The organism is Candidatus Methylomirabilota bacterium, from assembly GCA_035260325.1.
In the GTDB taxonomy this organism is placed as follows: domain Bacteria; phylum Methylomirabilota; class Methylomirabilia; order Rokubacteriales; family CSP1-6; genus AR19.
Genome location: DATFVL010000133.1, coordinates 1 through 23,408 on the forward strand (window position 1 = coordinate 1; position 23,408 = coordinate 23,408).

The following is a 23,408-nucleotide window of genomic DNA, read 5'->3' on the forward strand; positions in this document are numbered from 1 at the left end:
GAAGGGCAGGAAGACCAGGCTGATCCCGATGTTGAAGAGCGTGTGGGCGTTCGCGATCTGGCGCGCGGGCCCGTCGGCCGTCGCGGCGACCGCGTGCGTCAGGGGCCCGATGAAGGGGAACACGAGCGCGGCGCCCAGGACTTTGAAGCCGATGTGCGCGACGGCGACGCGCTTGGCCTCGGCGGTCGCGCCGATCGACGCGGTGAGCGCGGTGACGCAGGTACCGATGTTCGCCCCGAGGACGATCGCCACGGCGCCGCCGAGCGGGAGGAGCCCCTGGTGCGCGAACGCGAGCGCCAGGCCGAGGGTCGCGGCGGAGGACGTGAGGAGCGCGCTGAACACCGCGCCGACGAGGACCCCGGCGAGCGGGTTCGCGGCCACGGCGCCGAGGAGGTCCGCGGCGAGCGGCGCCGACTTGAGCGGGCCCACGTTGTCGAGGATCAGCTTGAGGCCGAGGAAGAGGAGCCCGAGCCCGAGCACCGCCTGGCCGACGTCCTTCACCACCCGCCGCCGCGCCAGGAAGGTCGTCGTGAAGCCGAGCCCGACGAGGAGCGGCGAGTAGTCCGTGAGCCGGAAGGCGATGAGCTGCACCGTCAACGTCGTACCGATGTCGGCGCCGAGGATCACGCCGAGCGTCTGCCGGAAGCTCATGAGACCCGCGGAGACGAAACCGATCAGCATGAGCGTCGTCGCGGCCGAGGACTGGATGATCGCCGTGATCCCCGCGCCGGAGACGACCGCGAGGAAGCGATTCCGCGAGAGCCCCATGAGGAGGCTCCGGAGGCGCCCCTCGAGCGCGCGCTGGAGCGCCTCGCCGCCCAGGCGGATCCCGTAGAGCAGGAGCGCCGTGCCCCCGAAGAGGGCGAGCAGCACGGTCACGCCGCGCCTCCGGCCCGGGGGGCCAGGTGCGCCGTGTCGTTGACGGTCACGAGCCGTGGGGGCTTGGCGATCGACAGCGAGCCGTTGTCGACCCGGAGCCGCCACAGCGCGTTGAACGAGACGCCGAGCAGGTGGCAGAGGTAGACGCTGATCACCCCACCGTGGGCGACGACCAGCACGTCGTCGCCGTTCGCGTGGCGCGCGCCGATCCGGGCGACGGCGCGGAGCACCCGCGCGCAGACGTCGGGCAGCGCCTCGCCGCCCGGGGGCGGGCAGTCGAGCGGGGCGCGCACCCACGCGTGATAGGGATTCCCCTCGAGGGCGCGGACCTCGTCCACCGTGCGGCCCTCCCACTCGCCGAGGGACAGCTCGCGGAGCTCCGGCAGCGGGACGATCGGGATCGGGGTCCCCGCGAGCGCGATCTCGGCCGTCTCGCGGGCGCGGCGCATCGGGCTCACGTAGGCCACGGCCACGCGGTAGCCCGTCCTGAGCGCGCGGCCCAGCGCCCCGGCCTGCGCCCGCCCGACCTCGGAGAGCTCGACGTCGTGCTCGCCCTGGAGCCGACGCACCGAGTTCCACACCGACTGGCCGTGGCGCGCCAGCAGGAGCCTCACGCGGCGCCTCCCACCGCCGCGCGCGCGCGGGCGAACCGCGCCAGCGCCTCCTCCCGGCCGAGGAGCGCCAGCACCTCGAAGATCGGCGGCGAGGCCGTGCCGCCGGTGACGGCGAGGCGCGAGAGCTGGGCGAGGTCCACGAGCTTGAGCCCGAGCTCCCCCGTGAGCGCGCGGTAGACGCCCTCGAGCGCCGCCGCGTCCCAGACGGGCAGCGCCCCGAGGCGCTCGGCCAGGAGCGCAAGCCGGCGCGCGCCCTCCGCGGTCAGGTACGTCTGCGCCGCCTTGGGCTCGTACGCCGCGGGGCGCTCGAAATAGTAGCGGCCCACCTGGACCAGCTCGACGAGGGTCTTCGCGCGCTCCTTCAGCGTGTCCACGATCGGGGCGAGCCGCGCCGCGGGCGGCGGCTCGAACCCGGCGGCGCGGATGAACGGCGCGGCCAGCGCCGCCAACTCGCGCCCCGGGAGGCGCTTCAGGTACTCGTGCGAGAGCCACAGGAGCTTCGTCTCGTCGAAGATCGCCCCCGAGGCCGCGACGTCCTTGATGTCGAACAGCGCGATCAGCTCGTCGCGCGAGAAGATCTCCTGGTCGCCGTGCGACCAGCCGAGGCGCGCGAGGTAGTTGACCATCGCCTCGGCCGGGATGCCGGCGTCGCGGAACGCCTGGACCGACGTCGCGCCGTGCCGCTTCGAGAGCCGGCTCCGGTCGGGGCCGAGGATCATCGAGACGTGCGCCATCGCGGGGACGGGATAGCCGAGCGCCTCGTAGCAGAGGATCTGCTTCGGCGTGTTCGACAGGTGGTCATTGCCCCGGATCACGTGGGAGATCCGCATCGTCACGTCGTCCACGACGACGCTGAAGTTGTAGGTCGGCGTGCCGTCGGTGCGGACGAGGATCCAGTCGTCGAGCTGGCTGTGCTCGAACGTGATGGGCCCGTTGATCAGGTCGTCCACGATCGTCGTGCCCGTGTCGGGGATCCGGAGCCGGAGCGCGCCCGCCCGGAGCCCGCGGTCGCGGCAGCGTCCCGAGTAGCGGAAGGTCTCCTTGCGGGCCTGCGCCGCCTGCCGCTCGCGCTCGAGCGTCGCGGGCGCGCAGTCGCAGTAGTAGGCGCGGCCGCCCGCGAGGAGCTGCTCGGCGTGCGCGCGGTAGATCTCGAGGCGCTCGGTCTGGCGGTAGCCCGGCGTCGGCGGGCCCTCGTCCCAGTCGAGGCCGAGCCAGCGCAGCGCCTCGGTGATCAGGCCGATGTTCTCCTCGGTCGAGCGCGAGCGGTCGGTGTCCTCGATCCGGAGGATGAAGGCGCCGCCGTGATGGCGCGCGTAGAGCCAGTTGAAGAGCGCGGTGCGGGCGCCGCCGACGTGGAGGTGCCCGGTCGGGCTCGGCGCGAACCGCACGCGGACGCGCTCCGGCATGTCAGTACCGCTCGGGGGTCCGGTCGTAGCCGTCCTCGAGGAGCGTCGTGAGGACGCTGTCGAGCTGCCCCGGCGGGCTCGAGCAGGCCGGGAAGTACTTGGTCCAGGAGAGGTTGAGCTTGAGCAGCAGATCCTGGTCGCGCGGCAGCGTCTGCTCGTATTTCACGAGGCGCATGAGGCGCCCGTAGTCGTCGACGACGGTCTCCGGGCGCGTGCGGAGCAGCGCGACCTCGCTCTTCATGAAGCTTTATTCTACTCCAGCCGTGCGCCGTAGATGTTCAGCAGGACCGCCAGCACCCAGCAGATCGTGTTCACGAGCAGCGGCCGGTCGCTCAGGAAGAGCTCGGCCGGGTGGCCGCCGAGTCGCCGGCGGTAGAGGAGATAGAGATAGCGGAAGATCCCGTAGAGGACGAACGGGAGCCAGCCCGAGATCTCGACGCGGGCGGCCACGTCGGCACGCGCGGTCTAGAGCCGGATGACGTGCGGGGCGGGCGGGAGGCCGCCGGTCGCGTTGCGCGTGTCGACGACCAGGCGCGCCTCGCGGACGACCGCGGCCCAGTCGTAGGCGGCGTGGGCCGTCAGGATGAGGACGACGTCGCGCGCGCCGAGCGCGGCGCGGCTCCAGTCCACCGACGCGAGCGTCAGGCGGTCCAGCGTGAGCGACGGCACGAACGGGTCGTGGTACGCGACTCGCGCGCCCTTGGCGGCGAGGGTGGCGATGATCTCGAGCGCGGGCGAGTCGCGCGTGTCGGCGACGCCGGCCTTGTAGGCGACGCCGAGCACGAGGACGTCGGCGCCGCGGACCGCCCGCCCACGGTCGTTCAGCGCGTCGGCGACGAGCTGGACGACGTACTCGGGCATTCGGCGGTTGATCTCGTCGGCGAACGTGACGAAGCGCGGCTCGTAACCCTCGAGCCGCACCCTCCACGACAGGTAGTGCGGGTCGCTGGGCAGGCAGTGGCCGCCGAGCCCCGGGCCGGGATAGAACGGCATGAAGCCGAAAGGCTTCGTGGCCGCGGCGGCGATCACCTCCCAGACGGAGATGCCGAGCCGGCGGCACATGATCGCGAACTCGTTCACCAGCGCGATGTTGACGGAGCGGAAGGTGTTCTCGAAGAGCTTCACCATCTCCGCCGTCTCGGGTCCGGAGACCGGCACGATCTCGCGCGCGACGCGCGCGTACAGCGCCGTCGCCAGCTCACGGCACGCGGGCGTGAGGCCGCCCACGACCTTGGGAATGTCGCGCAGCGTGAACCGCCGGTTGCCCGGGTCGATGCGCTCGGGGGAGAAGGCCAGGAAGAAATCCTCGCCGGCCTTGAGTCCGCGCGCCTCGAAGCGCGGGAGCAGGATCTCCTGAGTGGTGCCCGGATAGGTCGTGGACTCGAGCACCACGAGCTGGCCGCGGCGGATGATGCGCGCCACCGCGTCGGCGGCCGACACGATGAACGAGATGTCGGGCTCCTTCGACTTGCCGAGCGGCGTCGGCACGCAGATGACGATCGCGTCGGCGTCCTTCAGCGCCGCGACGTCGTCGCTCGCGCCGAGGCGTCCCGCCCCGACGACGCGCGCGAGCGTCGCGGCCGGCACGTCCTCGATGAAGCTCCGGCCCGCGCGCACGGCCGCCACGCGCTGCGCGTCGAGGTCCACGCCGACGACCGTGGCGCCGGACTCGGCGAAGGCGACGGCGAGCGGCAGCCCGACATAGCCGAGCCCGACCACGCCGACCGTCGGCGCTCCCGCGAGCCGCTGCCTGAGCGCGTCCGCGGTCGCCGCCATCACGCGGGCTCCCGGTGACAGGGCGGGGCAGGCCTCGAGCGACGTGGGGTTGTCTGAGCGAGAGGCCTGCCCCGCCCGGTCACAGCCGCTCGCACGCCTCGCGGACGGCCGCGGCCACGCGCTCGACCTCGTCGTCGGTGAGCTCGGCGAAGCTCGGGATCGAGAGCACCTCGCGCGCCGCCCGCCAAGCCTCGGGATACTCCCGCTCCCCGCGCCCGCCGAACACCCGCTGGCCGGGCACCGGGAGCGGGTAATGGACCGCGGTGCCGACGCCCCGGTCGGCGAGCGCCTTCTGGAGCGCGTCGCGCTGCGCGTGCCGCACGGTGAACAGGTGGTAGACGTGCCGCGCCCCGGGCCGCTCCACCGGGAGGCCCAGCCCGACGCCGCCGAGGAGGTCGCGGTAGCGCGCCGCGATCCGCCGGCGGCGCTCCGTCCACGCGTCGAGGCGGCGGAGCTTGACGGAGAGGAGCGCGGCCTGGAGCTCGTCGAGCCGGCTCGAGTAGCCGAGCTCGTCGTGCCGGTAGCGGGCGACATCGCCGTGGTGCCGCAGCCGGCGGACCCGCTCGGCGACGTCCTCGCGGTCGGTCAGCACCATCCCGGCGTCGCCGCACGCGCCGAGATTCTTCGTGGGGTAGAACGACAGGCACGCGGCGTCGCCCCACGCGCCGACGGGCCTGCCCGCCCAGACCGCGCCGACGGCCTGGGCGGCGTCCTCGACCACGGCGAGGCCGTGCGCGCGCGCGAAGGCCTGGACCCGGTCCATCGGCGCCGGGTGGCCGTAGAGGTGGACCGGCACGATCGCGCGCGCGCGGGGCGTGAGCGCGCGCTCCGCCGCGGCCACGTCGAGCGCGTAGGTCTCCGGATCGATGTCCACGAAGACGGGCGCGGCCCCGGTCATGACGATCGTCGTCGCCGAGGCGACGAACGAGAACGCCGGCGTGAGCACCTCGTCGCCCGGCCCCACGCCGAGCGCCAGGAGCGCCAGGCGCAGCGCGTCGGTCCCCGAGGCGACGCCGACGCCGTGGCGCACGCCGTGCCGCGCGGCCAGCGCCGCCTCGAGCGCCTGCCCCTCGCCGCCGAGCACGAACTGGCTTCCGTCGAGGACGCGCGCCGCCGCCGCGAGCAGGTCTTCGCGGAGGGCGGCGTGCTGCCGCGTGAGGTCGATGAACGGGATCACTTGAGGCGCACCCCGCCGCTCTCGCTCGCGCCGAGCCGCGTGCCCACGGCGCCGCCCATGCCGAGCAGGTTCAGCGAGAAGCGGAACTCGTTGTCGCCGGCGCGCCCGGCGGCCTCGTCGCCCCGCCGGATGTACTCGACGAGCAGCGCCCAGCACTGGAACTTGAAGTCGATCCCGAAGCGGCTCTCGACGAAGGTGTCCGTGCGCACGTCCCAGTTCGTGCTGGCTCGCGCGATCAGGTTGCGGGTGAGCTCGCCGCTGAGCGCCGCCTGGACGAAGTTGACGGACGCGCGGTCGGGGACGTCGCCGCCCGGGTTCCACGTCCCCGGGATCTCGACGAACTCGGGGACGAAGGCCTGCCGGCGGTCGTAGCGCGTGCCCACGTTCGCGGTCAGGTAGGGCATGGTCATCGCCAGGTCGGTCGTGAACGCCTGGAAGATCCCGTGCACGACACTGTAGCTGACGTCGCTCCGGAATGCGAGCCGCGGGGTCGGCTGGACGAGCAGGTCGCCCGCGAGGTTGCCCCACCGGTCGTTCAGGATGTCGACGGCGTGCGCGACCCGAACGCGGGCCAGGTCGAGGCGCGAGACGTCGCCCCCCTCGGCGGCCACCGTCCGGCCGCGCAGGCGGTTCATCACCGAGTACTCGAGCCAGCTCGCCTCGGGCACCCGGTCCACGCGGTCGGTCCAGATGGGCAGGCTGTAGAAGTTGTTCCCGACGATCCGGATGTAGTGCGTGCGCGGCTCGATCGAGTGCAGCAGGCTCTGCAGGCCCAGCGCCCCGCCGGTCTGGTAGACGCGCGTGGCGCGCGTCTCGGCGTCGGCGCCCACCTCGCCGAGCTCGCGCACGCGGTCCCGGGCCGCCGTGTGCTCGATGAAGACGCCGTCCACGACGCCCGTGTCGGTCACCGTGCGGTCGTAGTAGGTCAGGCGGCCCCCGGCGAACGGCGTGAGCGTGGCGTAGCCCGCGAGCGCGATCGGGCGCGACACGCGCGGGTGGAGGTCGAGGCGCGTGCCCTCCGACCCGAGCTCGCGGACGAAGTGCGTGGCGCCCGTGCTGACCTCGTAGAGGAACCCGGGCAGGGCGGGGATCGGCTGGCGCACGCCCTGGACCGTGAGCTCGGGCAGGCGCTGGAGCTCGACCGGGTGGTTCGTCGTCAGGTCCTGATACGCGTACGCGCGGCCGACGAAGTTCCAGCCCGGCCACGACCTCGTGTAGAACACGTTCGAGTCGGCCCGCTGGGCCAGGCGCCGCGAAGAGGTGTCCTCGTAGGTCCGGAGCACGCCGTCGTCCGACACGCCGTTGAGGTCCACGCGGAAGAGCGACGTGGGGCCGAGGCTCCAGTCGTGCTCGAAGCGCCCGTAGCCCCGGCCGTCGCCGTGCTGGAAGACCTCGTTCACGTAGAACCCGCTGACCGATCCGCGCGCCTGCTGGGAGAGCACGTAGCGGTACTCGGCCGAGCCGCCCACCCCCCGGCTGCTGTAATAGTCCAGCGCGAACGTGGCGTCCATGCTGTCGGAGATGGCCCAGAAGAACGGAGCCTCGACGAAGAAGCCCTTGCGCGAGGACGTCCCGAGCTTGGGCGCGAGGAAGCCCGTCTGGCGCTCGCGGCGGATCGCGGCGGCGAAGAAGGGCAGGTACGGGATCAGCGGGACGTCTTTCACGCGGAACGACGCGCCGGTGCCGTAGATCCACTCCTCGAGGTCGGCGGTCGCGTCGTCGAACCGGAACGACCACGCCGGCGACGCCTCGTCCTCGCACGTCGTGAAGACGCCGCGGTGGACGCGGTAGACGCTCTCGCCGAGCCGCTCGATCCGCTCGCCGCCGATGCGGTAGTACGGGGCGGCCTGCATGCGCCCCCGGTAGACGACGCCGACGCCGGTCTTCACGTTGTACTCGATGCGCTCGCCCGCGAGGCGGTCCTCGCCGTCGTAGAAGAGCACCCGCCCCTGCGCGGTCGCGTCGCCCGTCTCGCGGTTGATCTCGACGCGGTCCGCCAGGAGGCGCGCGGTCCCATGTACGATCTCGACGTTGCCCGTCGCGACCAGCAGGTTCTCCCCCCCCACCTGCTCGAGCCGGTCGGCGAGGATCGTCACGTCCCCCCCCGGGGTCGGCACCGTCGCCGTCGCCGGCGCCTGCGCGGCCGCCGGGGCGGGGCTCGCCAGAAGAGCGCAGGCGAGCAGGACGACGAGAGCGCGGGAACGCGTCATCGGTGGCTCGAAAGTCCTCGTCAGAAAAGGGGCTCCATGCTATCAGCCCCCTTTTCGATCGAGCAAGGCTTATCGCCGCCGAAGAGCCTCGCGAGCACGTCGCCGACCAGGAAGAGCGAGCCCGCCACACAAAGGATGGGGGTGCCGGGCGCCTGCGCGCCCAACGCTAGCGCTTCGTCCGCGGACGGGGCGATCAGCACCTCGGGCCCGGGCGCGGGCACGGCGGCGCGGAGCGCTTCCGGCTCGGCCGCGCGCTGGCTCGACGCGCGCGTCAGGATGAGCCGGCGCGCCGCCGGGGCGAGCGCGGCGAGGATGCCGCGCGCGTCCTTGTCACGCGACACGCCGAGGATGAGCGTGACGGGCGTGTCACCGAAGAACGCGCGGAGCGACGCCGCCAGCGCGCACGCGGCGCCGGGATTGTGCGCACCGTCGAGGACGAGCCAGCCGCCCCGGCGCCGCAAGACCTCGAAGCGCCCGGGCCAGCGTGCGCGCCCGACGCCGTCGCCGATCGCGGCGTCGGGCGCGCCGAGCTCACGCGCGGCGGCGACGGCGAGGAGCGCGTTCGCGGGCTGGAACGTCCCGAGGAGACCGAGACGGAGGCCCGCGAGCGACCAGCCGGGCCCGGCGCAGGCGATGACCTGGCCGTCGAGCCCGCGGGGTCCGACCGTGACGTGGAGGTCGCGCCCGGCGAGGAGGAGCGGCACGCCGACCTCCGCCGCGCGGCGCACGAGCACGGCCTCCGCCTCCGGCGCCTGGGCCGCGGCGAGCGCGACGCCGCTCCGGATGATCGCCGCCTTCTCCGCCGCGATCTCGCCGAGCGTCGCGCCGAGGATCTCCTGGTGGTCGAAGTCCACGCGCGCCACAACCGTCACGGCGGGGGCGCCGACGGTCGTCGCGTCGAGCCGGCCGCCGAGCCCCACCTCGAGAACGGCCACGTCCACGGCCTCGCGCGCGAAGTGGTCGAGCGCGAGCGCGGTCGTCGCCTCGAACACGCTCGCGTCGAGACGGGCCACGAGCGTGCCGAGCGCCTCGACGCCGTCCACGACGCCGTCCTCGGGGATCGGCTCGGCGTTCACCCGGATGCGCTCGCGGAACGAGACGAGGTGCGGCGAGGTGTAGAGGCCGACGCGGTGCCCGGCCGACCGGAGGATCGCGGCGAGCAGCACCGCTACCGAGCCCTTGCCGTTCGTGCCCCCGACCTGCACGAGCCGGTAGCGCCGCTCGGGATGCCCGAGCGCCGCGAGCAGCCCCTCGATCCGTTCGAGCCCGGGACGCATGCCCGCGCGCTCACCGCCGCGGAGCGCGGTGAGCCGGGCGACCGCCTCGGCGTACGTCACGGTTATCCGGGCTGGGAAGGCGGCTCGGCGAAGAAGACCAGGATGCGGCGCAGCGTCTCCCTGAGGTCGCGCCGGTCCACGATGAGGTCGAGCTGCCCGTGCTCGAGCAGGAACTCCGCGCGCTGGAAGCCCTCGGGGAGCGGCTGGCGGATCGTCTCGGCGATGACGCGCGGCCCGGCGAAGCCGATCAGCGCGCGCGGCTCGGCCATGATCACGTCACCGAGCATCGCGAAGCTGGCGGTGACGCCGCCGGTCGTCGGGTCCGTGAGGACGGAGACGTACGGGAGCCGGCGCTCGCCGAGCCGGTGGAGCGCGGCCGAGGTCTTCGCCATCTGCATGAGCGAGAGGATCCCCTCCTGCATGCGCGCGCCGCCCGAGGCCGAGACGATGACAACGGGCAGGTGCTTGTCGATCGCGAGCTCGATCGCGCGTGTGAGCTTCTCGCCGACGACCGAGCCCATGCTGCCCCCGAGGAACCCGAACTCGAACGCGCAGAGCACCGCGGGGAGCCCGCCGATCCGCGCCAGGCCGCACACCACGGCCTCGTCGGCGCGCGTCTTCTCCACCGCCGCGCGGACGCGGTCCCGGTACTTCTTGGTGTCCTTGAAGCCCAGCGGGTCGGTGGTCTCGAGGTGCGTGTCGCGCTCCTCGAAGGTCCCCGGGTCGGCGAGGAGCGCGATGCGCTCGCGGGCCGAGATGCGGAAGGGATAGTTGCACTTCGGGCACACGCGCCCGGCGCGCTCCACCTCGGCGCGGTAGATGATCTCCTTGCAGGAGTCGCACTTGATCCAGAGGCCCTCGGCGATGTGGACGCGGCTCGCCTTGCCCTCGGACCCGTCGGTCTTGCGCCTGAACCAGGCCATATCCTCGGAGGGGGGCTACGCCCCCCTTCCGAACCTCCCCCCATCGATGGCGCCGGCAAAGCCGGCGCTCGAACGAGCGATCATCGCTTCACCCTCAGGGGCGCTTTCAGTTCGGCGATAAACGCGCCCACGTCGTCGACCAGTGTCGGCGAGCCAGCCCGCTCTTCGATGAGGCGCACGATCGCCGAGCCGACGACGACGCCGTCCGCCAGCCGTCCCACCGCCTCGACGTGCGCCGGCCGCGAGATGCCGAAGCCGACGCAGACCGGCGTCGTCGTGACGAGCCGCAGCGTCCGGATCTGCGCCGCGAGGTCCCGCGGCGGCTCCGGGCGCTCGCCGGTCACGCCGGTGAGCGAAACGAGGTAGATGAACCCGCGGCTCCGGCGCGCGATGCGGCGCACGCGCTCGGGCGTGGACGTCGGCGCGACCATGTGGACGAGGTCGAGGCCCGCCGCATCCGCTTCCGTCGCGAGCGGGCCCGCCTCCTCGGGCGGCAGGTCGGCGACGATGACGCCGTCCACGCCCGCGTCGGCCGCGGTGCGCGCGAACGCCTTCAGGCCGAAGGCGAAGACGGGGTTGTAGTACGTGAAGAGCGTGATCGGCACCGCCGTCTCCGCCCTGAGCGTCGCGACGGTCTCGAGCACCCGCGCGAGCGAGGTCCCCCGCTCGAGGGCCCGCAGCGCCGCGCGCTGAATGACGGGCCCGTCGGCGAGCGGGTCGGAGAACGGCACGCCGAGCTCGACGACGTCGGCGCCGCGCCGCGCCGCCTCGACGACGAGCCGGCGCGTGTCGGCGAGCGACGGGTCGCCCGCGGTGAAGTACACGACGAGCGCGCGCTCGCCGCGCGCCCGGAGGCGCCCGAAGGTCTCGCCGAGCCGGGACGTTGTCGCGGGGCCCGCGTGCCCGGCGCCTGCCGTGGGTGGCCTGCCCGAGATGCGCGCCGGCTTCATCGGACTTCTTTCCCGAGCGCCTTGGCGACCACGTGCACGTCCTTGTCGCCGCGCCCGGAGAGGCCGACGACGATCGCGTGCGATGCGGGGAGCGTCTTCGCGAGGCGCATGGCGTGGGCCACGGCGTGGGCCGACTCGAGCGCCGGCATGATGCCCTCGAGGCGCGTGAGCGCCTGGAAGCCCTCGAGCGCCTCTTCGTCCGTCACCGACACGAACTCGAACCGGCCCGCGTCGCGGTAGTAGGCGTGCTCGGGCCCGACCCCCGGGTAGTCGAGCCCGGCGGAGATCGAGTGCGCCGTGGCGACCTGGCCGTCGTCGTTCTGCAGCAGGTAGCTCATGCAGCCGTGCAGCACGCCGACCCGCCCCGCGGTCATCGAGGCGCCGTGACGGCCGGTCGCGATCCCCTCGCCGCCCGGCTCGACGCCGACGATCCTCACGCGGCGGTCGTCGACGAACGGGTGGAAGAGCCCAATGGCGTTCGAGCCGCCGCCGACGCACGCGACCAGCACGTCCGGGAGCCGGCCGAGCGCCTTCCGGGCCTGCCGCCGCGTCTCTTCGCCGATGACGGCGTGGAGGTCGCGGACCATCATCGGGTACGGGTGCGGGCCGAGCGCCGAGCCGAGGAGGTAGTAGGTCGTCCGCACGTTCGTGACCCAGTCGCGCAGCGCCTCGTTGATCGCGTCCTTGAGCGTCCGGCTCCCCGCCTCGACCGGGATGACGCGCGCGCCGAGCAGGCGCATCCGGAAGACGTTGAGCGCCTGGCGCTCGACGTCCTCGGCGCCCATGTAGACCTCGCACTCGAGCCCGAGCAGCGCCGCGGCGGTCGCGGTGGCGACGCCGTGCTGGCCGGCGCCCGTCTCGGCGATCACGCGGCGCTTGCCCATGCGCTCGGCGAGGAGCGCCTGGCCGAGGACGTTGTTGATCTTGTGGGCGCCCGTGTGGCAGAGGTCCTCGCGCTTCAGGTAGATCCGCGCGCCCCCGCAGTGCTCGCTGAGCCGCGCCGCGTGGTAGAGCGGCGTCGGGCGCCCGGCGTAGTCGGCGAGGAGCCCCGCGAGGCGCGCCCGGAACGTGCGGTCACGCCGTGCGCGCGCGTACGCGCGCTCGAGCTCGACGAGCGGCGCCATGAGCGTCTCGGGGACGAAGCGGCCGCCGAAGCGGCCGAAGTGCCCGCGCGCGTCCGGAAGGGTGGCGCGCCGCTTCATCGCACGCTCTTCGCCTCGGCGACGAACCGCCAGACCTTGTCCGGGTCCTTGCGCCCGGGCTCGGCCTCGACGCCGGAGTTGACGTCCACCCCGTAGGGCCGCGCGGTCGCCACCGCGCGGCCGACGTTCTCGGGCGTGAGGCCCGCGGAGAGGATGATCCGCCACCGCGAGCTCGCGAGGTCCCGCGCGACGTTCCATTCGATCGGCTGGCGCGCCTCGCCCTCGCTCCAGCGCGCGGCGCTGTCGAGCAGGAGCGCGGCGGCATACGTGCGATAGGCCAGGAACTTCACGGTCGGCGTCCACGGCCGGCGCCCTTCGAGCGCGCCCGAGGGAGGCGCGAGCTTGATCGTCTTGATCACCGGGAGCGCGTAGCCGACGAGGTCCTCGGGCTTCTCGTCGCCGTGGAACTGGAGCGCCCGCAGGCCGCACGCTTCGGCCACGGCCTTGATATGGCCCATCGGGTGATCCCAGAAGATGCCGACCGGCGTGACGAACGGCGGCAGCTTGCCGACGATCGCCGCGACCTTCTCAGGCGTCACGAAGCGCGGCGTGTCCTCGACGAAGATGAAGCCGAGCGCGTCGGCGCCCGCCTCGACGGCCGTCAGCGCGTCCTCGAGGCTCGTGATCCCGCAGATCTTGACTCTAACCATCCTGGGCATCCGTATCGCGCGGCGCGTGCGTCAGCTCCCGGAGCTTCGCCGCCACGTCGCCCGCCCGCACGAGCCCCTCGCCCACCAGCACCGCGTGGGCGCCCGCGGCCACCACCCGCCGGACCTGCGCGCCGGTGAAGAACCCGCTCTCGCTCACGACGATCGGCCCCGGCGGGACGAGCGGCAGGAGCTCGAGCGTCGTCTCGATCCGCGTCTCGAAGGTGCGGAGGTCGCGGTTGTTGATGCCGACGATCCGCGCGCCCGCGCCGAGCGCCGCGTCGAGCTCGCCCGCGGTGTGGCACTCGATCAGGGCGGCGAGGCCGAGGCCCTTCGCCGCCGCGGCGAGGTCGGCGAGGCGCCTCGCGTCGAGGATCGCGACGATCAGCAGCACGGCGTCGGCGCCGGCGGCGCGCGACTCCCAGAGCTGGTACTCGTCGAGGATGAAATCCTTGCGGAGGAGCGGGACCGGCACGGCGGCGCGGATGGGGGCGAGGAGGTCGAGGCTCCCCCGGAAGTACTTCTCGTCGGTGAGGACCGAGATCGCGTCGGCGCCCGCCGCGGCGTAGCAGCGCGCGAGGGCGAGCGGGTCGAGGTCGCCTGCGAGAACGCCGCGCGAGGGCGACGCCTTCTTCACCTCGGCGATCACCCGCGCCCGGCCGGGCGCGGGGGCGAGCGCGGCCTCGAAGTCGCGCGTGGGGCCGGCCGCCCCGACGCGGCGCTCGAGCTCCGCGCGCGGCGCGGCCGCCCGGCGGCGCGCGGTCTCCTCGCGCTTGTCGCGGACGATGTCGTCGAGGATGCTCATGGGTCGCGACGCCCGGCCGCGCTCAGAAGTCGCGGCGGAGCCCCTGGCGCCGCAGCGTCTCGAGCGGCACGCGCGTGAGCTGGTCGAGCACGAAGTCGCGCAGCGTGCGCGGCGGCGGGAGGTCGCGGACGATGCGCCCGCCGGTGACCAGCGGCTTGAGGAGCGCCTCCCACGCGCCCTGGTCGGGCCCCGGCGGCCTCCGGCCCGCGGGCAGCACCACGGTCTCGGTCGAGCCGCGGCGCCGGTAGACCTCCTTGGCGCCCGACCACTTGCCGCGCTTGGCCATCGGCCGGCCCTCGATCTCCATGATGTCGAGCGCGAAGTTCAGCACCGGCGCGTTGGCGATCGCGGTGCCGACGCCATAGCCGTCCGCGACCGGGTTCAGGTTGAGGATCTCGTACTCGTCGATGCCGCCCGAGGCCAGGATCTTCACGTGACCGAAGCCGCGGAGGTCGAGCTCCCAGCGGACCTCCTCGAGGATCCGGTAGAAGTCGCCCCGCCGCGACGAGGGCGTGTCGAGCCGGACGGCGTAGAGGTCCTTGCCGAGCGCCTCGGCGACGCGGATGGCCTCGAACTTCTCGTCCTGGAGCGTGTCGATGAGCGCGACGCGGCGGACCTTCGTGTCCACGACGTCGTGGAACGCGCGGAGCGCCTCGACCGTGTCGCCCACCATCAGCACGAGCGCGTGCGGGATCGTGCCCATCGGGTCGGCGTCGATCAGCTCGGCGGACTTGGTGACCGCGACGCCGTCGCAGCCGCCGAGGAACGCGTTGCGCTCGATCATCGGCGCGAGCGCCGGATGCATGCGGCGCGCGCCGAACGAGATCACCTGGCGCTCGCCCGCGGCCTTCTTGCAGCGCGCGGCCTTCGTCGCGATGCCCGACGCCTGGCAGAGCAGCCCGAGGAGCGCGGTCTCGTACTGCGCCCACTCGACGTAGGTGCCCTCGATGCGGAGCACGGGCTGGTAGGGCTCGAAGAGCGTCCCCTCGTCCATCGCCAGAACGTCCACGCGCAGGCCCTCGAGGAGGTTCGCCGCCTCCTCGACGCCGGCGAGGATGCCCCAGCGCCAGTCCTCGGGGAGGGACTTGAGGTAGACCTCGGCCTTCACGCGCTTCGTGTCCCGGCGCCGGGTCAGGATCTGGACGGTGCGCGCGAAGTAGACGTCCGACACCTCGCCGCGCTTGATCTCGGCGTCGGCGGCTGTGTGAAACGGTCGCTTCGGGGTTTTCGCCATTGCGTACGCGGCCTTCTACTCTCTAAAGGTTCCGAAAAGTGTGTCAGAACCCCGCGGGCAAGTCAAACCTCGGGCCGCGGGCCGCCTAGAGCCCGAGCGACTTGAGGTAGGCCCGGAACTCGTCGGCGAGGTCGGGGCGCGCCAGCGCCAGCTCGACCGTGGCCTTCAGGAAGCCGATCTTGTCGCCCGTGTCGTAGCGCCGTCCCTCGAACTCCACGGCGTACAGGGGCCGGCGGGCGCGCAGGGCGCGGAGCGCGTCGGTGAGCTGGATCTCGCCGTTCGCCCCGGCGGCCGTGTCGGCGAGGATGCCGAACAGGTCGGGCGTCAGCACGTAGCGCCCGATGATCGCGAGGTCCGACGGGGCCTCGTGCGGGCGCGGCTTCTCCACCAGGTCGAGGATCTCGTGGACGTTGCCGCCGAGCGGGCGCGACGCGATCACGCCGTAGCGGCCGAGGTGCGCGCGCGGCACGCGCTCGACGGCGAGCACCGGCCCGCCGTGGCGCTCGAAGACGTCGAGGAGCTGGCGCATGCACGGCGTCGGCGCCGCGATGATGTCGTCGCCGAGGAAGACCGCGAAGGGCTCGTCGCCCACGAGCGCGCGCGCGCACAGGATCGCGTGGCCGAGGCCGAGCGGCTCCTTCTGCCGGACGTAGGAGACCGACGCCATCTCGGAGATCGTCTTGATCTGCGCGAGCTCATCGACCTTGCCGCGGTCGTTCAGGTAGTACTCGAGCTCGAAGGCCGCGTCGAAGTGGTCCTCGATCGCGCGCTTGCCGCGGCCCGTGACGATGATGATCTCGCTGAGCCCCGAGGCCACCGCCTCCTCGACGACGTACTGGATCATCGGCTTGTCGACGAGCGGGAGCATCTCCTTGGGCTGCGCCTTCGTCGCGGGCAGGAAGCGCGTGCCGAGCCCCGCCGCGGGGAACACGCCCTTGCGCACGTTCATGGCCCCATCATACCCCGCTCAGCCGCGCGGATGCCCGCGCCCGACCCCCTCGAGCACGGCGACGATCGCGAGCACGCACGCCGCCTGGACGAGCACCAGCGCCGCCTCGCGGGGCGTCGCGTCCTTGAGGAGGATCGCGCCGAGGCCGAGGGTGATCGCGATGAAGAAGATCAGGAGCACGCTCTGGCGCTTGGTGAGGCCGAGGGACTCGAACCGGTGGTGGATGTGGTCCTTGCCCGTGTAGGCGAGCCACTCGGCGACCGAGTGCACCCGCCCGGTGACGACGCGCACCACGCCGACGAACGCGATGTCGAAGAGCGGCACGCCCAGGATCAGCGTGGGCGTGAACAGCGACACGAGGGGGTCGTTGTCGGCCCACACGCCCATCACCGCGAGCCCGGCGAGGGTGAAGCCGATGAAGGACGCGCCGCTGTCGCCGAGGAAGATCGTCGCGCCGCCGGGCCGGAAGTTGTACGGGAGAAAGCCGAGGCAGGCGCCCACGAGGGCGGCCGACAGGAACATGAGGTAGCGCTGCCCGGTCTGCAGTGACACGAGGCTGAAGAAGATCCCCGCGATCACGCCGAGGCCGGCGGCGAGCCCGTCCATGCCGTCGAGGAACTGGATCGCGTTCGTCACCGTGAGGAACCAGACCACGGTGAGGAGCATGTTCAGCCAGAGGAAGCCCGGGATCCAGTTCGGCACCGTGTCGAGGACGACCCCGTAGGCGAGCGCCGCGGCGGCGGCGCCGACCTGCCCGCAGAGCTTCGCCCAGGCCGGCACTTCGAACGCGTCGTCGAGGATGCCGAGCACGACGATGATCGTGCCGCCGACGGCGACGCCCTTCAGCGGGCGGGAGAACTCGAAGTTGGCGAGGACCGTGACGGCGAAGGCGCCGTACACCGCGGCCCCGCCGAGGAGCGGCGTCGCGACCCGATGGACCTTGCGCTCGGCCGGCTGGTCGAGGACGCCCCACGCCCGGGCCACGGCGCGGACGATCGGCGTCGCGAAGAACGCCACGGCGCACGCGAGCGCCATGAGGTAGAGCCACGGCAGCCGCCCGGCGTGGGTCCGGCCCCACACGGGCGTCAGCAGGAGGGCCACCGGGAAGACCAGGCGCACGAGCGTCCCGCGCGCGATCACGCCGCGAGCGCCTCGGCGAGCGCCGTGGCGACCGCGTCGGCCTCCGCGTCGCTCAGGAGCGGATAGCACGGCAGCGACAGGCACGTCTCCCAGAGCCGGTCGGCCTCGGGGTACCCGTCGAGCCCGAGCGCCCGGTGGATCGGCCGGAAGACCGGCCGCCGCGCGGCGATCCCGCGCGCGGCGAGCCGCGCGATGAGCGGGCCGAGCGGCCGCTCCACCCGCACGACGAACCGGTGGTAGACGTGGCGCTCGCCGAGGTCGGCGGGCACGTGACAGCGCCCGACGCCGGCGAGCGCGGCGCGGTAGCGCGCGGCGACGGCGCGGCGGCGCGCCACGAAGGCGTCGAGCCGCGCGAGCTGGCTCCGGCCGAGCGCCGCCTGCATGTCCGTCAGCTTGTAGTTGAAGCGCGGCGCGAGGTCCTCGCGCTCGTCGTAGTCGCGCGCGTCGCGCACGCGCGCGACCGGCGCCGCCGGGCCCGCGACGGCGCCGCCCTCGCCGGTGGTGAGGAGCTTGGTCGCGTAGAACGAGCACACCGCCAGGGCGCCGCGCGATCCCGCGGGCCGGCCGTCGGCGACGGCGCCGATCGCCTGGGCGCAGTCCTCGATGACCGGGACGCCCAGCGCCAGGAACTCCTCGAGGCCGACCGCGAGGCCGAAGGGGTGGACGACGACGACCGCGCGCGTCCGCCGCGTGCGGCGCCGCGCCGCGTCCTTCGGTGAGGGGCCGAGGGTCTCCGGGTCGGCGTCGGCCAGCACCGGCGTCGCCCCGCAGCGGGTCACCGCGTGGTGGAGCGCGTCGCACGCGTAGGTCGGCACGACGACCTCGTCGCCCGTCCCCGCGCCGGCGGCGCGCAGGGCGAGCTCGAGGGCCGCGCTCCCCGAGCTCACCGCGGCCGCGGCCGGCACGCCGAGCCGCCGCGCGAGCTCGGCCTCGAAGCCCGCGACCTCCTCGCCCTGCGCGAGCCGGCCCGAGCGTACGACGCGCGCCACGCGCTCGGCGTCCTCCTCGCTGAGCGTGGGCCTCGAGTGGGGGATCATTGGAGCGGGGACCGCCTGACGCGATCCATTCCAACGAGCGACCGCGAGGCCGGCACACTCTCGGGCCGGCCTGAGAGAGGTGCGTGCCGGCTCCGTTCCGCCAAGACGCTATTCATTCCACCGAAGGGTCGCCGCCCGGAAGCGCTGGCTGGCGTCAAAGATTCAGGAGCAGCCGGACCGACTGGAACGCCTCGGCGTACTTGACCCGCGCCTGGATGCCTCGGAAGTTGGCGGAGGACTTCGCGAGCTCGAGGATCGTGAGGTCCTCGATGTTGGTCTTCGTCACCTGCGAGCGGTGGGCCGCGAGGCTCGCGAGCTTGGTGTCGAGCACGTCGGCGATGTCGGTGGAGCAGTTGGGCCTGAACTCGATCGTCGAGGGGACTTCGAAGAAGAGGAAGTTCGGCACGTAGCGCGTCGCGGACATCGCGCACTGGGCGAGGTGGCGGTGATCCTGGTGCGTGTCCTCGGGCGAGTTGACGAAGATCATCCGCGGCTCGACCTGGCGGATCACGGTCTCGATGCGGACGATCAGGTCGCGCGAGAGCGGCACCTCGGTGTCCCGGTACTCGCCCCAGAACACCTTGCGGACCCCGAGGATCTGGGCCGACTCCTCCTGCTCGCGGCGGCGCACCGCCGCGTCGCCGCCCAGGGCGCCGTCCGACGCGACGAACATGAAGACGGCGTGCTCCTTCTTCGCGTACTTGGCGAGCATGCCGGCGCAGCCGTACTCGATGTCGTCGGGGTGGGCGCCGATCGCCAGGATGTTCACTCAGGCCGGCTCAGGAGAGAGGCGCGTCCACGCGTTTCCGGATTCCAAGATCGCGAGGGCCTCATCTCCGTGCATCAATAATAAGTCAAGGGCCGAGAGAGACGTGACGAATTCCCCGTGGAGCTGGGCGTACACGGGGTGCGCGTAGTCCTGAGCCTCCACGGCGATCCCCGCCTCCCGGAACCGGGCGAGGTCCATGTAGCCGGCGCCGTGCCGCCCCGCGAGGTAGGTGTCGGCGCCGACGGCGCGGCAGAGGGCCACGAGACGGGCCGTCGGGTCGGCGACGGCCCCCGGGTCGGGGAGCTCGAGCTCCGACGCGACGCTGACGGGCGCCGTCACGCCGAGCGCCCGCGCGAGCCACTCGGCGCTCGCGACGGCGAGCGGCGCGAGCCGGCTCCACCCGCGCGCGTAGAAGGCGCCGAGGTCGTCGCGATGGCGGGCGAAGTGCGGCGCGCGGCCGTAGGCCAGCTCGATCCCGCGCAGGTGGCGCCCGGCCCAGGGCGCGGCGTCGTCCACCGTCACGTCTTTGATCGCGGTGCCCAGGCGCGCGTGCACGGGCACCGTCAGCCACTGCGCTCCCGCGCTCGTCTTGATCCGGTTCCGGTTCTGCCAGCCGTTCTTCGCGTACTGCACCGTGTCGAGGAAGATGAACCGGTCCGCGGCGGCCCACTTGGCGACGTAGCCGAGCCACGGCAGATAGTGCGGCTGGTGGATCGCGACCTTCACGGACGTCGCCTGCGCATCACTGCGCCTTCACGAAGATCGGGTTGGACAGGAGCCGGCCCGGCCCGCGCGCGTCCAGGCGATAGAACGCCGGCGCGCCGTCGAAGACCTCGCGGTGGACCTGGCGCAGGGGCGTCCGTCCCGCCCAGACGGCGACGACGGCGCCGTTCCGGACGAGCGTCACGCGCACGTCGTGCGCCGAGCCGTCGAGCGCCTCCACGGCCACCGCCACCTCGAGCGGGGTTCCCGCGGGCGCCGTGAGCGTCTCGCCCGAGATCGCGGCGCGCTCCGCGGCGCGCACGGCGAACTCCGCGAGCGCGAGCCCGCCCGCCTGGGTCCGCTGGAGCGCGTACATGCGGCCCAGCCGGAGCGCGTCGAGCACGCCGCGCTCCGTGCGCTCGGCGACGAGGAAGACCGTCTGGATCGGGCCGACGGTCTTGCCCGCGGTGAGGCCGTGGAAGCCCGACTCCCCCACCGCCCACGCGGCCCGGCTCCGCGAGCCCGTCGCGTACTGCGCGAGGAGCCGGTCCCAGCCCCCGCCCGGGAGCTCGACGCGCGTCGTGTCCTCGTAGATCGCGCCGAACGCCGTGTAGCGCGCGGTGCGCTGGAGGTCGTCGGCGTACGGATCCGTCCGCCAGGAGACGCGCACGGGGCCGAACCACTGCTCGCCGCTGTCGCGCGCCTCCGGGAACGACCAGACGGTGGCGCCGCCCAGCCGCTCGACGTGGTCGATGAAGGCCTGGTGGGGCGCCAGGCCGAGGTCGCGGTACGGCGGATACGGCGCCTCGGCGAAGGGCCACGCGCGGACGAGGGTCGTCGCGGCGACGGCGAGCAGGAGGCCGCCGAGGACCCAGCGCCGGCGCCGGACGACAACGACCGCGCGGCCGACGCGCGCGAGCGCCCGGCGCTTCGTCGCCACGAGGAGCGCGCCGGGGACGGCGAGGAGCACGGGGACCAGGTCCACGGCGGCCGCCGCGCCGAAGGCGCCGGCGCCGGGGTTGCTCGCGACGGGGAGCGCGCGGAGCGCCGCCGCGTCGGTCACGCCGAAGACGAGGATGTTCTTCTGCGTGTCGTGGAGCTCCATGTCGAGCCGCCAGGGCGCGCCCGTCCAGTGGTAGTGCGGGAGCACCTCGACGCCGGGGACGAGCAGCACGCGCGGGTTTCGCCGCCGCGCGTCGGCGACGCGCTCGAGGTAGCGATCCACGCCGAGGTCCAGCACCGAGCGCTCCTCGCGCACGACGCGCGTGAGCGCGCGGAAGGGCGGCAGGCCGTACTCGATGCGGAGCAGGTAGTTCTCGGTGAGCAGGAGCGCCCCGACGCCCGCCTTCTCGGCCATCGTCTGGAGCTCGCCGAGCGCGAAGTCGCCGGTCGTGAGGTCGGAGTGGACGTGGAGGACCGCCGGGAGGCGCTCGTACGCAGCACCGGCGGCCGGCGCCGCCACGCAGGCGACCAGCATGGCGAGCGGCGCCGCGAGCGCCCGTCGCAGGCCCGGCCGCGGACGCCTCGCCCTCGTGGTCCCCGTCACGACGGCAGTCCCTTCTCCCGCGCGAGCGCCTCGTACACCTCGCACAGCTTCCGGTCCGCGACGGCAAGCGCGAACGCCTCGGCGCGGCGGACGCCCGCGGCGCCGAGCCGCGCGCGGAGCGCTCCGTCGCGCCCGAGCTCGACGAGGGCGCGGGCGAGCGCCGCCGGGTCCTCGGGCGGGACCAGGCGCCCGCACTCGCCGTCGGCGATGACGGACGGGATCCCGCCGACCGCGGCGCCGACGACGGGCACCCCGAGCGCCATCGCCTCGACGATCACGCGCCCCATGCCCTCGTTGCGCGAGGGCGCGGCGACGACGTCCGCCGCGGCGAGCCACGGCGTCACGTCGCCCACCGCGCCGGTGACGGTCAGCCGTCCGCCGACGCCGAGCGCGGCGGCCCGCGCCTCGAGCGCCGCGCGCTCCGGGCCGTCGCCGATCAGCACCAGGCGCGCGTCGGGCACGGCGGCGGCGACCGCGGGCAGGGCCTCGACGAGGAGGTCGAATCCCTTGATCGGCGTCAGGCGACCGAGCCCCGCCACCACGAAGGCCGCCGGCTCGAGGTGGAGGCGCTCGCGCGCCGCCGCGCGCGACGGCGCCGCCGCGCGCAGGCGGTCGACCGGCACCCCGCTCGGCACGCTCACGTACTGCGCCCGGCGCCCGATCCGCCGCGCCAGGTGCTCCTCGATCCCACGGTCCGTGAGGGTGACGATCCGGTCGCTCCAGCGCGCCGCGCGCCGCTCGAGCGCCGCGAAGAGCGCGCTCTTCCCCCGCCCCCAGTAGCCGTAGAAGACGTGCCCGTGCGGCTGGTGGATCACCGCCGGCACGCGCGCGAGCCGCGCCGCGAGCCGGCCGACGAAGCCCGCCTTCGACGTGTGCGTGTGGACGACGTGCGGGCGCTCGGCCGCGATGATGCGCAGGAGCCTCCGGAGCGCGCGGAGGTCGCGGACGGGCGCGACCTCGCGGCGGAGCCCGGGGACGTCCACGAGCCGCACCCCGCGCCGGCGCGCGTCCTCGAGCGACGGCGGATCGGACTCGCCGAACGAGACGGCGAGCGCCACCTCGTGGCCCGCGCGCTGGAGCGCGGCGATCGACGCGAGCGTGTTCTCCGACGAGCCGCCGAGCGAGAGGCGCGTGATCACGTGCAGGACGCGCAGGCTCACCGCGTCCCCGCGACGCGCTCGAGCGCTTCGGCGAGGGCGGTGATCGAGCGGTCCCAGCCGTAGCGCGCCTCGGCGTAGCGCCGGCACTCTTCGCGGAGGCGCGCGGCGGCCGCGGGCTCGGTCGTGAGCCGCTGGAGGAGCGCCGCGAGGTCGGCGGCCAGCGTGGCGGGCGCGAGCCCGTGGAAGAGGAGCGAGGACGAGAGCGGCGTGAGGATCTCCGGCGTCGCGCCGACCGGCGTGCCGAGCACGGGCGTGCCGCACGCCAGGGCCTCGACCGTGACGAGGCCGAAGCCCTCCAGCTCGCGCGTCGGCAGGACGAAAACGTCGGCCGCCTGGTAGTAGGCGGGCAGCGCGCTGTCCGGAATGAAGCCGAGGAACCGCACCTGGCCGTCGAGCCCGAGCGAGCCGCGGAGCGCCTCGAGCTCCCCGCGGCGCGAGCCGGCGCCGCCGACCAGGAGGAGCGCCTCCGGCGCCTGCGATTTCAGGACGGCCATCGCGCGGATCAGGAGGTCGAGGCCCATGCGGCTCTCGAGGTTCCGCACCGTGAGCAGGAGCGGGCGGTCGACGGGCAGCCCGAGCTCGCGCCGGACGGCCGCGCGGTCGGCGGCCGGCCGGAAGCGCTCGAGCTCCACCGCCCCGGGGATCTTCACGAGCCGCTCGGGCCCGACGCCGTAGAGCGCCTTCAGCTGGCCCGCCGAGAAGTCGCTCAGCACGTGGATCAGGCGCGCGCGCTTGAGGCAGGCGCGCTCGATCAGCCAGAGCGCCGCGACGCCGAGGCCGCCGGCGACGCCGCCGCGGTGGCGGCGGGTCATCCGGTGGCGCGCGCGGTACTCGAGCGGCGCGGGCGAGTAGAAGCTGTAGAGCATCGGCAGGCGCCGCCCCGCAGGCGACCGGAGGGCGCCGTAGCCCGCGAGCGGCTGGTGCAGGTGCAGGACGTCGGCGGGGCTCTCGGCGAGGTCCTCGGAGATCGCGCGCCGCGCTGCGAGGATCGAGCTCCGGACGAAG

General features: G+C 73.8%; 23 protein-coding genes. All 23 read right to left on the bottom strand.

The genetic code is table 11. From position 1 onward, the window contains the following. The coding region (locus VKG64_08930; protein ID HKB25164.1) for a Na/Pi symporter at window positions 1–879 on the bottom strand (879 nt) is incomplete at its 3' end. After that, the gene (locus tag VKG64_08935) at window positions 876–1,493 is read right to left on the bottom strand and encodes a histidine phosphatase family protein (GenBank protein HKB25165.1); all 618 of its coding nucleotides are present in this window, start codon (window positions 1,491–1,493) and stop codon (window positions 876–878) included. The genes VKG64_08935 and VKG64_08930, both read right to left, overlap by 4 nt. Next, window positions 1,490–2,899: a glutamate--tRNA ligase gene (gltX, locus tag VKG64_08940; GenBank protein HKB25166.1), complete on the bottom strand. Its 1,410-nt coding sequence runs from the start codon at window positions 2,897–2,899 to the stop codon at window positions 1,490–1,492. Before gltX ends, VKG64_08935 begins: the two co-directional genes overlap by 4 nt. 1 nt (window position 2,900) lies before the next feature. Continuing rightward, window positions 2,901–3,140 (bottom strand): hypothetical protein, encoded by a 240-nt coding sequence (locus VKG64_08945; GenBank protein ID HKB25167.1) that lies wholly within the window; start codon window positions 3,138–3,140, stop codon window positions 2,901–2,903. Window positions 3,141–3,151: 11 nt separating this feature from the next. Next, on the bottom strand, window positions 3,152–3,349 hold the full coding sequence (locus VKG64_08950) for a hypothetical protein (protein ID HKB25168.1): 198 nt from the start codon (window positions 3,347–3,349) through the stop codon (window positions 3,152–3,154). Between the two features lie 15 nt (window positions 3,350–3,364). Next, window positions 3,365–4,675 (bottom strand): nucleotide sugar dehydrogenase, encoded by a 1,311-nt coding sequence (locus VKG64_08955; GenBank protein ID HKB25169.1) that lies wholly within the window; start codon window positions 4,673–4,675, stop codon window positions 3,365–3,367. Window positions 4,676–4,754: 79 nt separating this feature from the next. Beyond that, on the bottom strand, window positions 4,755–5,852 hold the full coding sequence (locus VKG64_08960; GenBank protein HKB25170.1) for a DegT/DnrJ/EryC1/StrS family aminotransferase: 1,098 nt from the start codon (window positions 5,850–5,852) through the stop codon (window positions 4,755–4,757). Further along, entirely contained in the window at window positions 5,849–8,062 is a 2,214-nt protein-coding gene (lptD, locus tag VKG64_08965; protein ID HKB25171.1) for an LPS assembly protein LptD, read from the bottom strand. The genes VKG64_08960 and lptD overlap by 4 nt, the downstream gene beginning before the upstream one ends. Window positions 8,063–8,082: 20 nt before the next feature. Then, window positions 8,083–9,399: a cyanophycin synthetase gene (locus tag VKG64_08970; GenBank protein ID HKB25172.1), complete on the bottom strand. Its 1,317-nt coding sequence runs from the start codon at window positions 9,397–9,399 to the stop codon at window positions 8,083–8,085. A gap of 2 nt (window positions 9,400–9,401) precedes the next feature. Continuing rightward, window positions 9,402–10,262: an acetyl-CoA carboxylase, carboxyltransferase subunit beta gene (gene accD / locus VKG64_08975; GenBank protein ID HKB25173.1), complete on the bottom strand. Its 861-nt coding sequence runs from the start codon at window positions 10,260–10,262 to the stop codon at window positions 9,402–9,404. 80 nt (window positions 10,263–10,342) lie between these two features. After that, window positions 10,343–11,212 (bottom strand): tryptophan synthase subunit alpha, encoded by an 870-nt coding sequence (trpA, locus tag VKG64_08980; protein ID HKB25174.1) that lies wholly within the window; start codon window positions 11,210–11,212, stop codon window positions 10,343–10,345. Next, a complete protein-coding gene (gene trpB / locus VKG64_08985) occupies window positions 11,209–12,414 on the bottom strand; it encodes a tryptophan synthase subunit beta (protein HKB25175.1) in 1,206 nt (401 codons plus the stop codon). The genes trpA and trpB overlap by 4 nt, the downstream gene beginning before the upstream one ends. After that, window positions 12,411–13,064, bottom strand: a complete 654-nt coding sequence (locus VKG64_08990) for a phosphoribosylanthranilate isomerase (protein ID HKB25176.1) — start codon at window positions 13,062–13,064, stop codon at window positions 12,411–12,413. Before VKG64_08990 ends, trpB begins: the two co-directional genes overlap by 4 nt. Next, window positions 13,057–13,866, bottom strand: coding sequence for an indole-3-glycerol phosphate synthase TrpC (gene trpC / locus VKG64_08995; protein ID HKB25177.1), 810 nt, complete (start codon window positions 13,864–13,866; stop codon window positions 13,057–13,059). The genes VKG64_08990 and trpC overlap by 8 nt, the downstream gene beginning before the upstream one ends. A gap of 22 nt (window positions 13,867–13,888) precedes the next feature. After that, window positions 13,889–15,100: a nicotinate phosphoribosyltransferase gene (locus tag VKG64_09000; protein ID HKB25178.1), complete on the bottom strand. Its 1,212-nt coding sequence runs from the start codon at window positions 15,098–15,100 to the stop codon at window positions 13,889–13,891. Between the two features lie 85 nt (window positions 15,101–15,185). Then, entirely contained in the window at window positions 15,186–16,049 is an 864-nt protein-coding gene (galU, locus tag VKG64_09005) for a UTP--glucose-1-phosphate uridylyltransferase GalU (GenBank protein HKB25179.1), read from the bottom strand. Between the two features lie 18 nt (window positions 16,050–16,067). After that, window positions 16,068–17,189 (bottom strand): MraY family glycosyltransferase, encoded by a 1,122-nt coding sequence (locus VKG64_09010; protein HKB25180.1) that lies wholly within the window; start codon window positions 17,187–17,189, stop codon window positions 16,068–16,070. Beyond that, window positions 17,186–18,226 carry a DegT/DnrJ/EryC1/StrS aminotransferase family protein gene (locus VKG64_09015; protein ID HKB25181.1) on the bottom strand — a complete coding sequence of 347 codons (1,041 nt, stop codon included), beginning with the start codon at window positions 18,224–18,226 and terminating at the stop codon, window positions 17,186–17,188. Before VKG64_09015 ends, VKG64_09010 begins: the two co-directional genes overlap by 4 nt. 154 nt (window positions 18,227–18,380) lie before the next feature. Further along, entirely contained in the window at window positions 18,381–18,995 is a 615-nt protein-coding gene (locus tag VKG64_09020; protein ID HKB25182.1) for a PIG-L deacetylase family protein, read from the bottom strand. Beyond that, on the bottom strand, window positions 18,996–19,721 hold the full coding sequence (locus VKG64_09025; GenBank protein HKB25183.1) for a WbqC family protein: 726 nt from the start codon (window positions 19,719–19,721) through the stop codon (window positions 18,996–18,998). Window positions 19,722–19,737: 16 nt separating this feature from the next. Continuing rightward, window positions 19,738–21,243 (bottom strand): hypothetical protein, encoded by a 1,506-nt coding sequence (locus VKG64_09030; protein HKB25184.1) that lies wholly within the window; start codon window positions 21,241–21,243, stop codon window positions 19,738–19,740. Next, window positions 21,240–22,403 (bottom strand): glycosyltransferase, encoded by a 1,164-nt coding sequence (locus VKG64_09035; GenBank protein ID HKB25185.1) that lies wholly within the window; start codon window positions 22,401–22,403, stop codon window positions 21,240–21,242. The genes VKG64_09030 and VKG64_09035 overlap by 4 nt, the downstream gene beginning before the upstream one ends. Beyond that, on the bottom strand, window positions 22,400–23,408 hold a 1,009-nt coding region (locus VKG64_09040), incomplete at its 5' end, for a glycosyltransferase family 4 protein (protein ID HKB25186.1). The genes VKG64_09035 and VKG64_09040, both read right to left, overlap by 4 nt.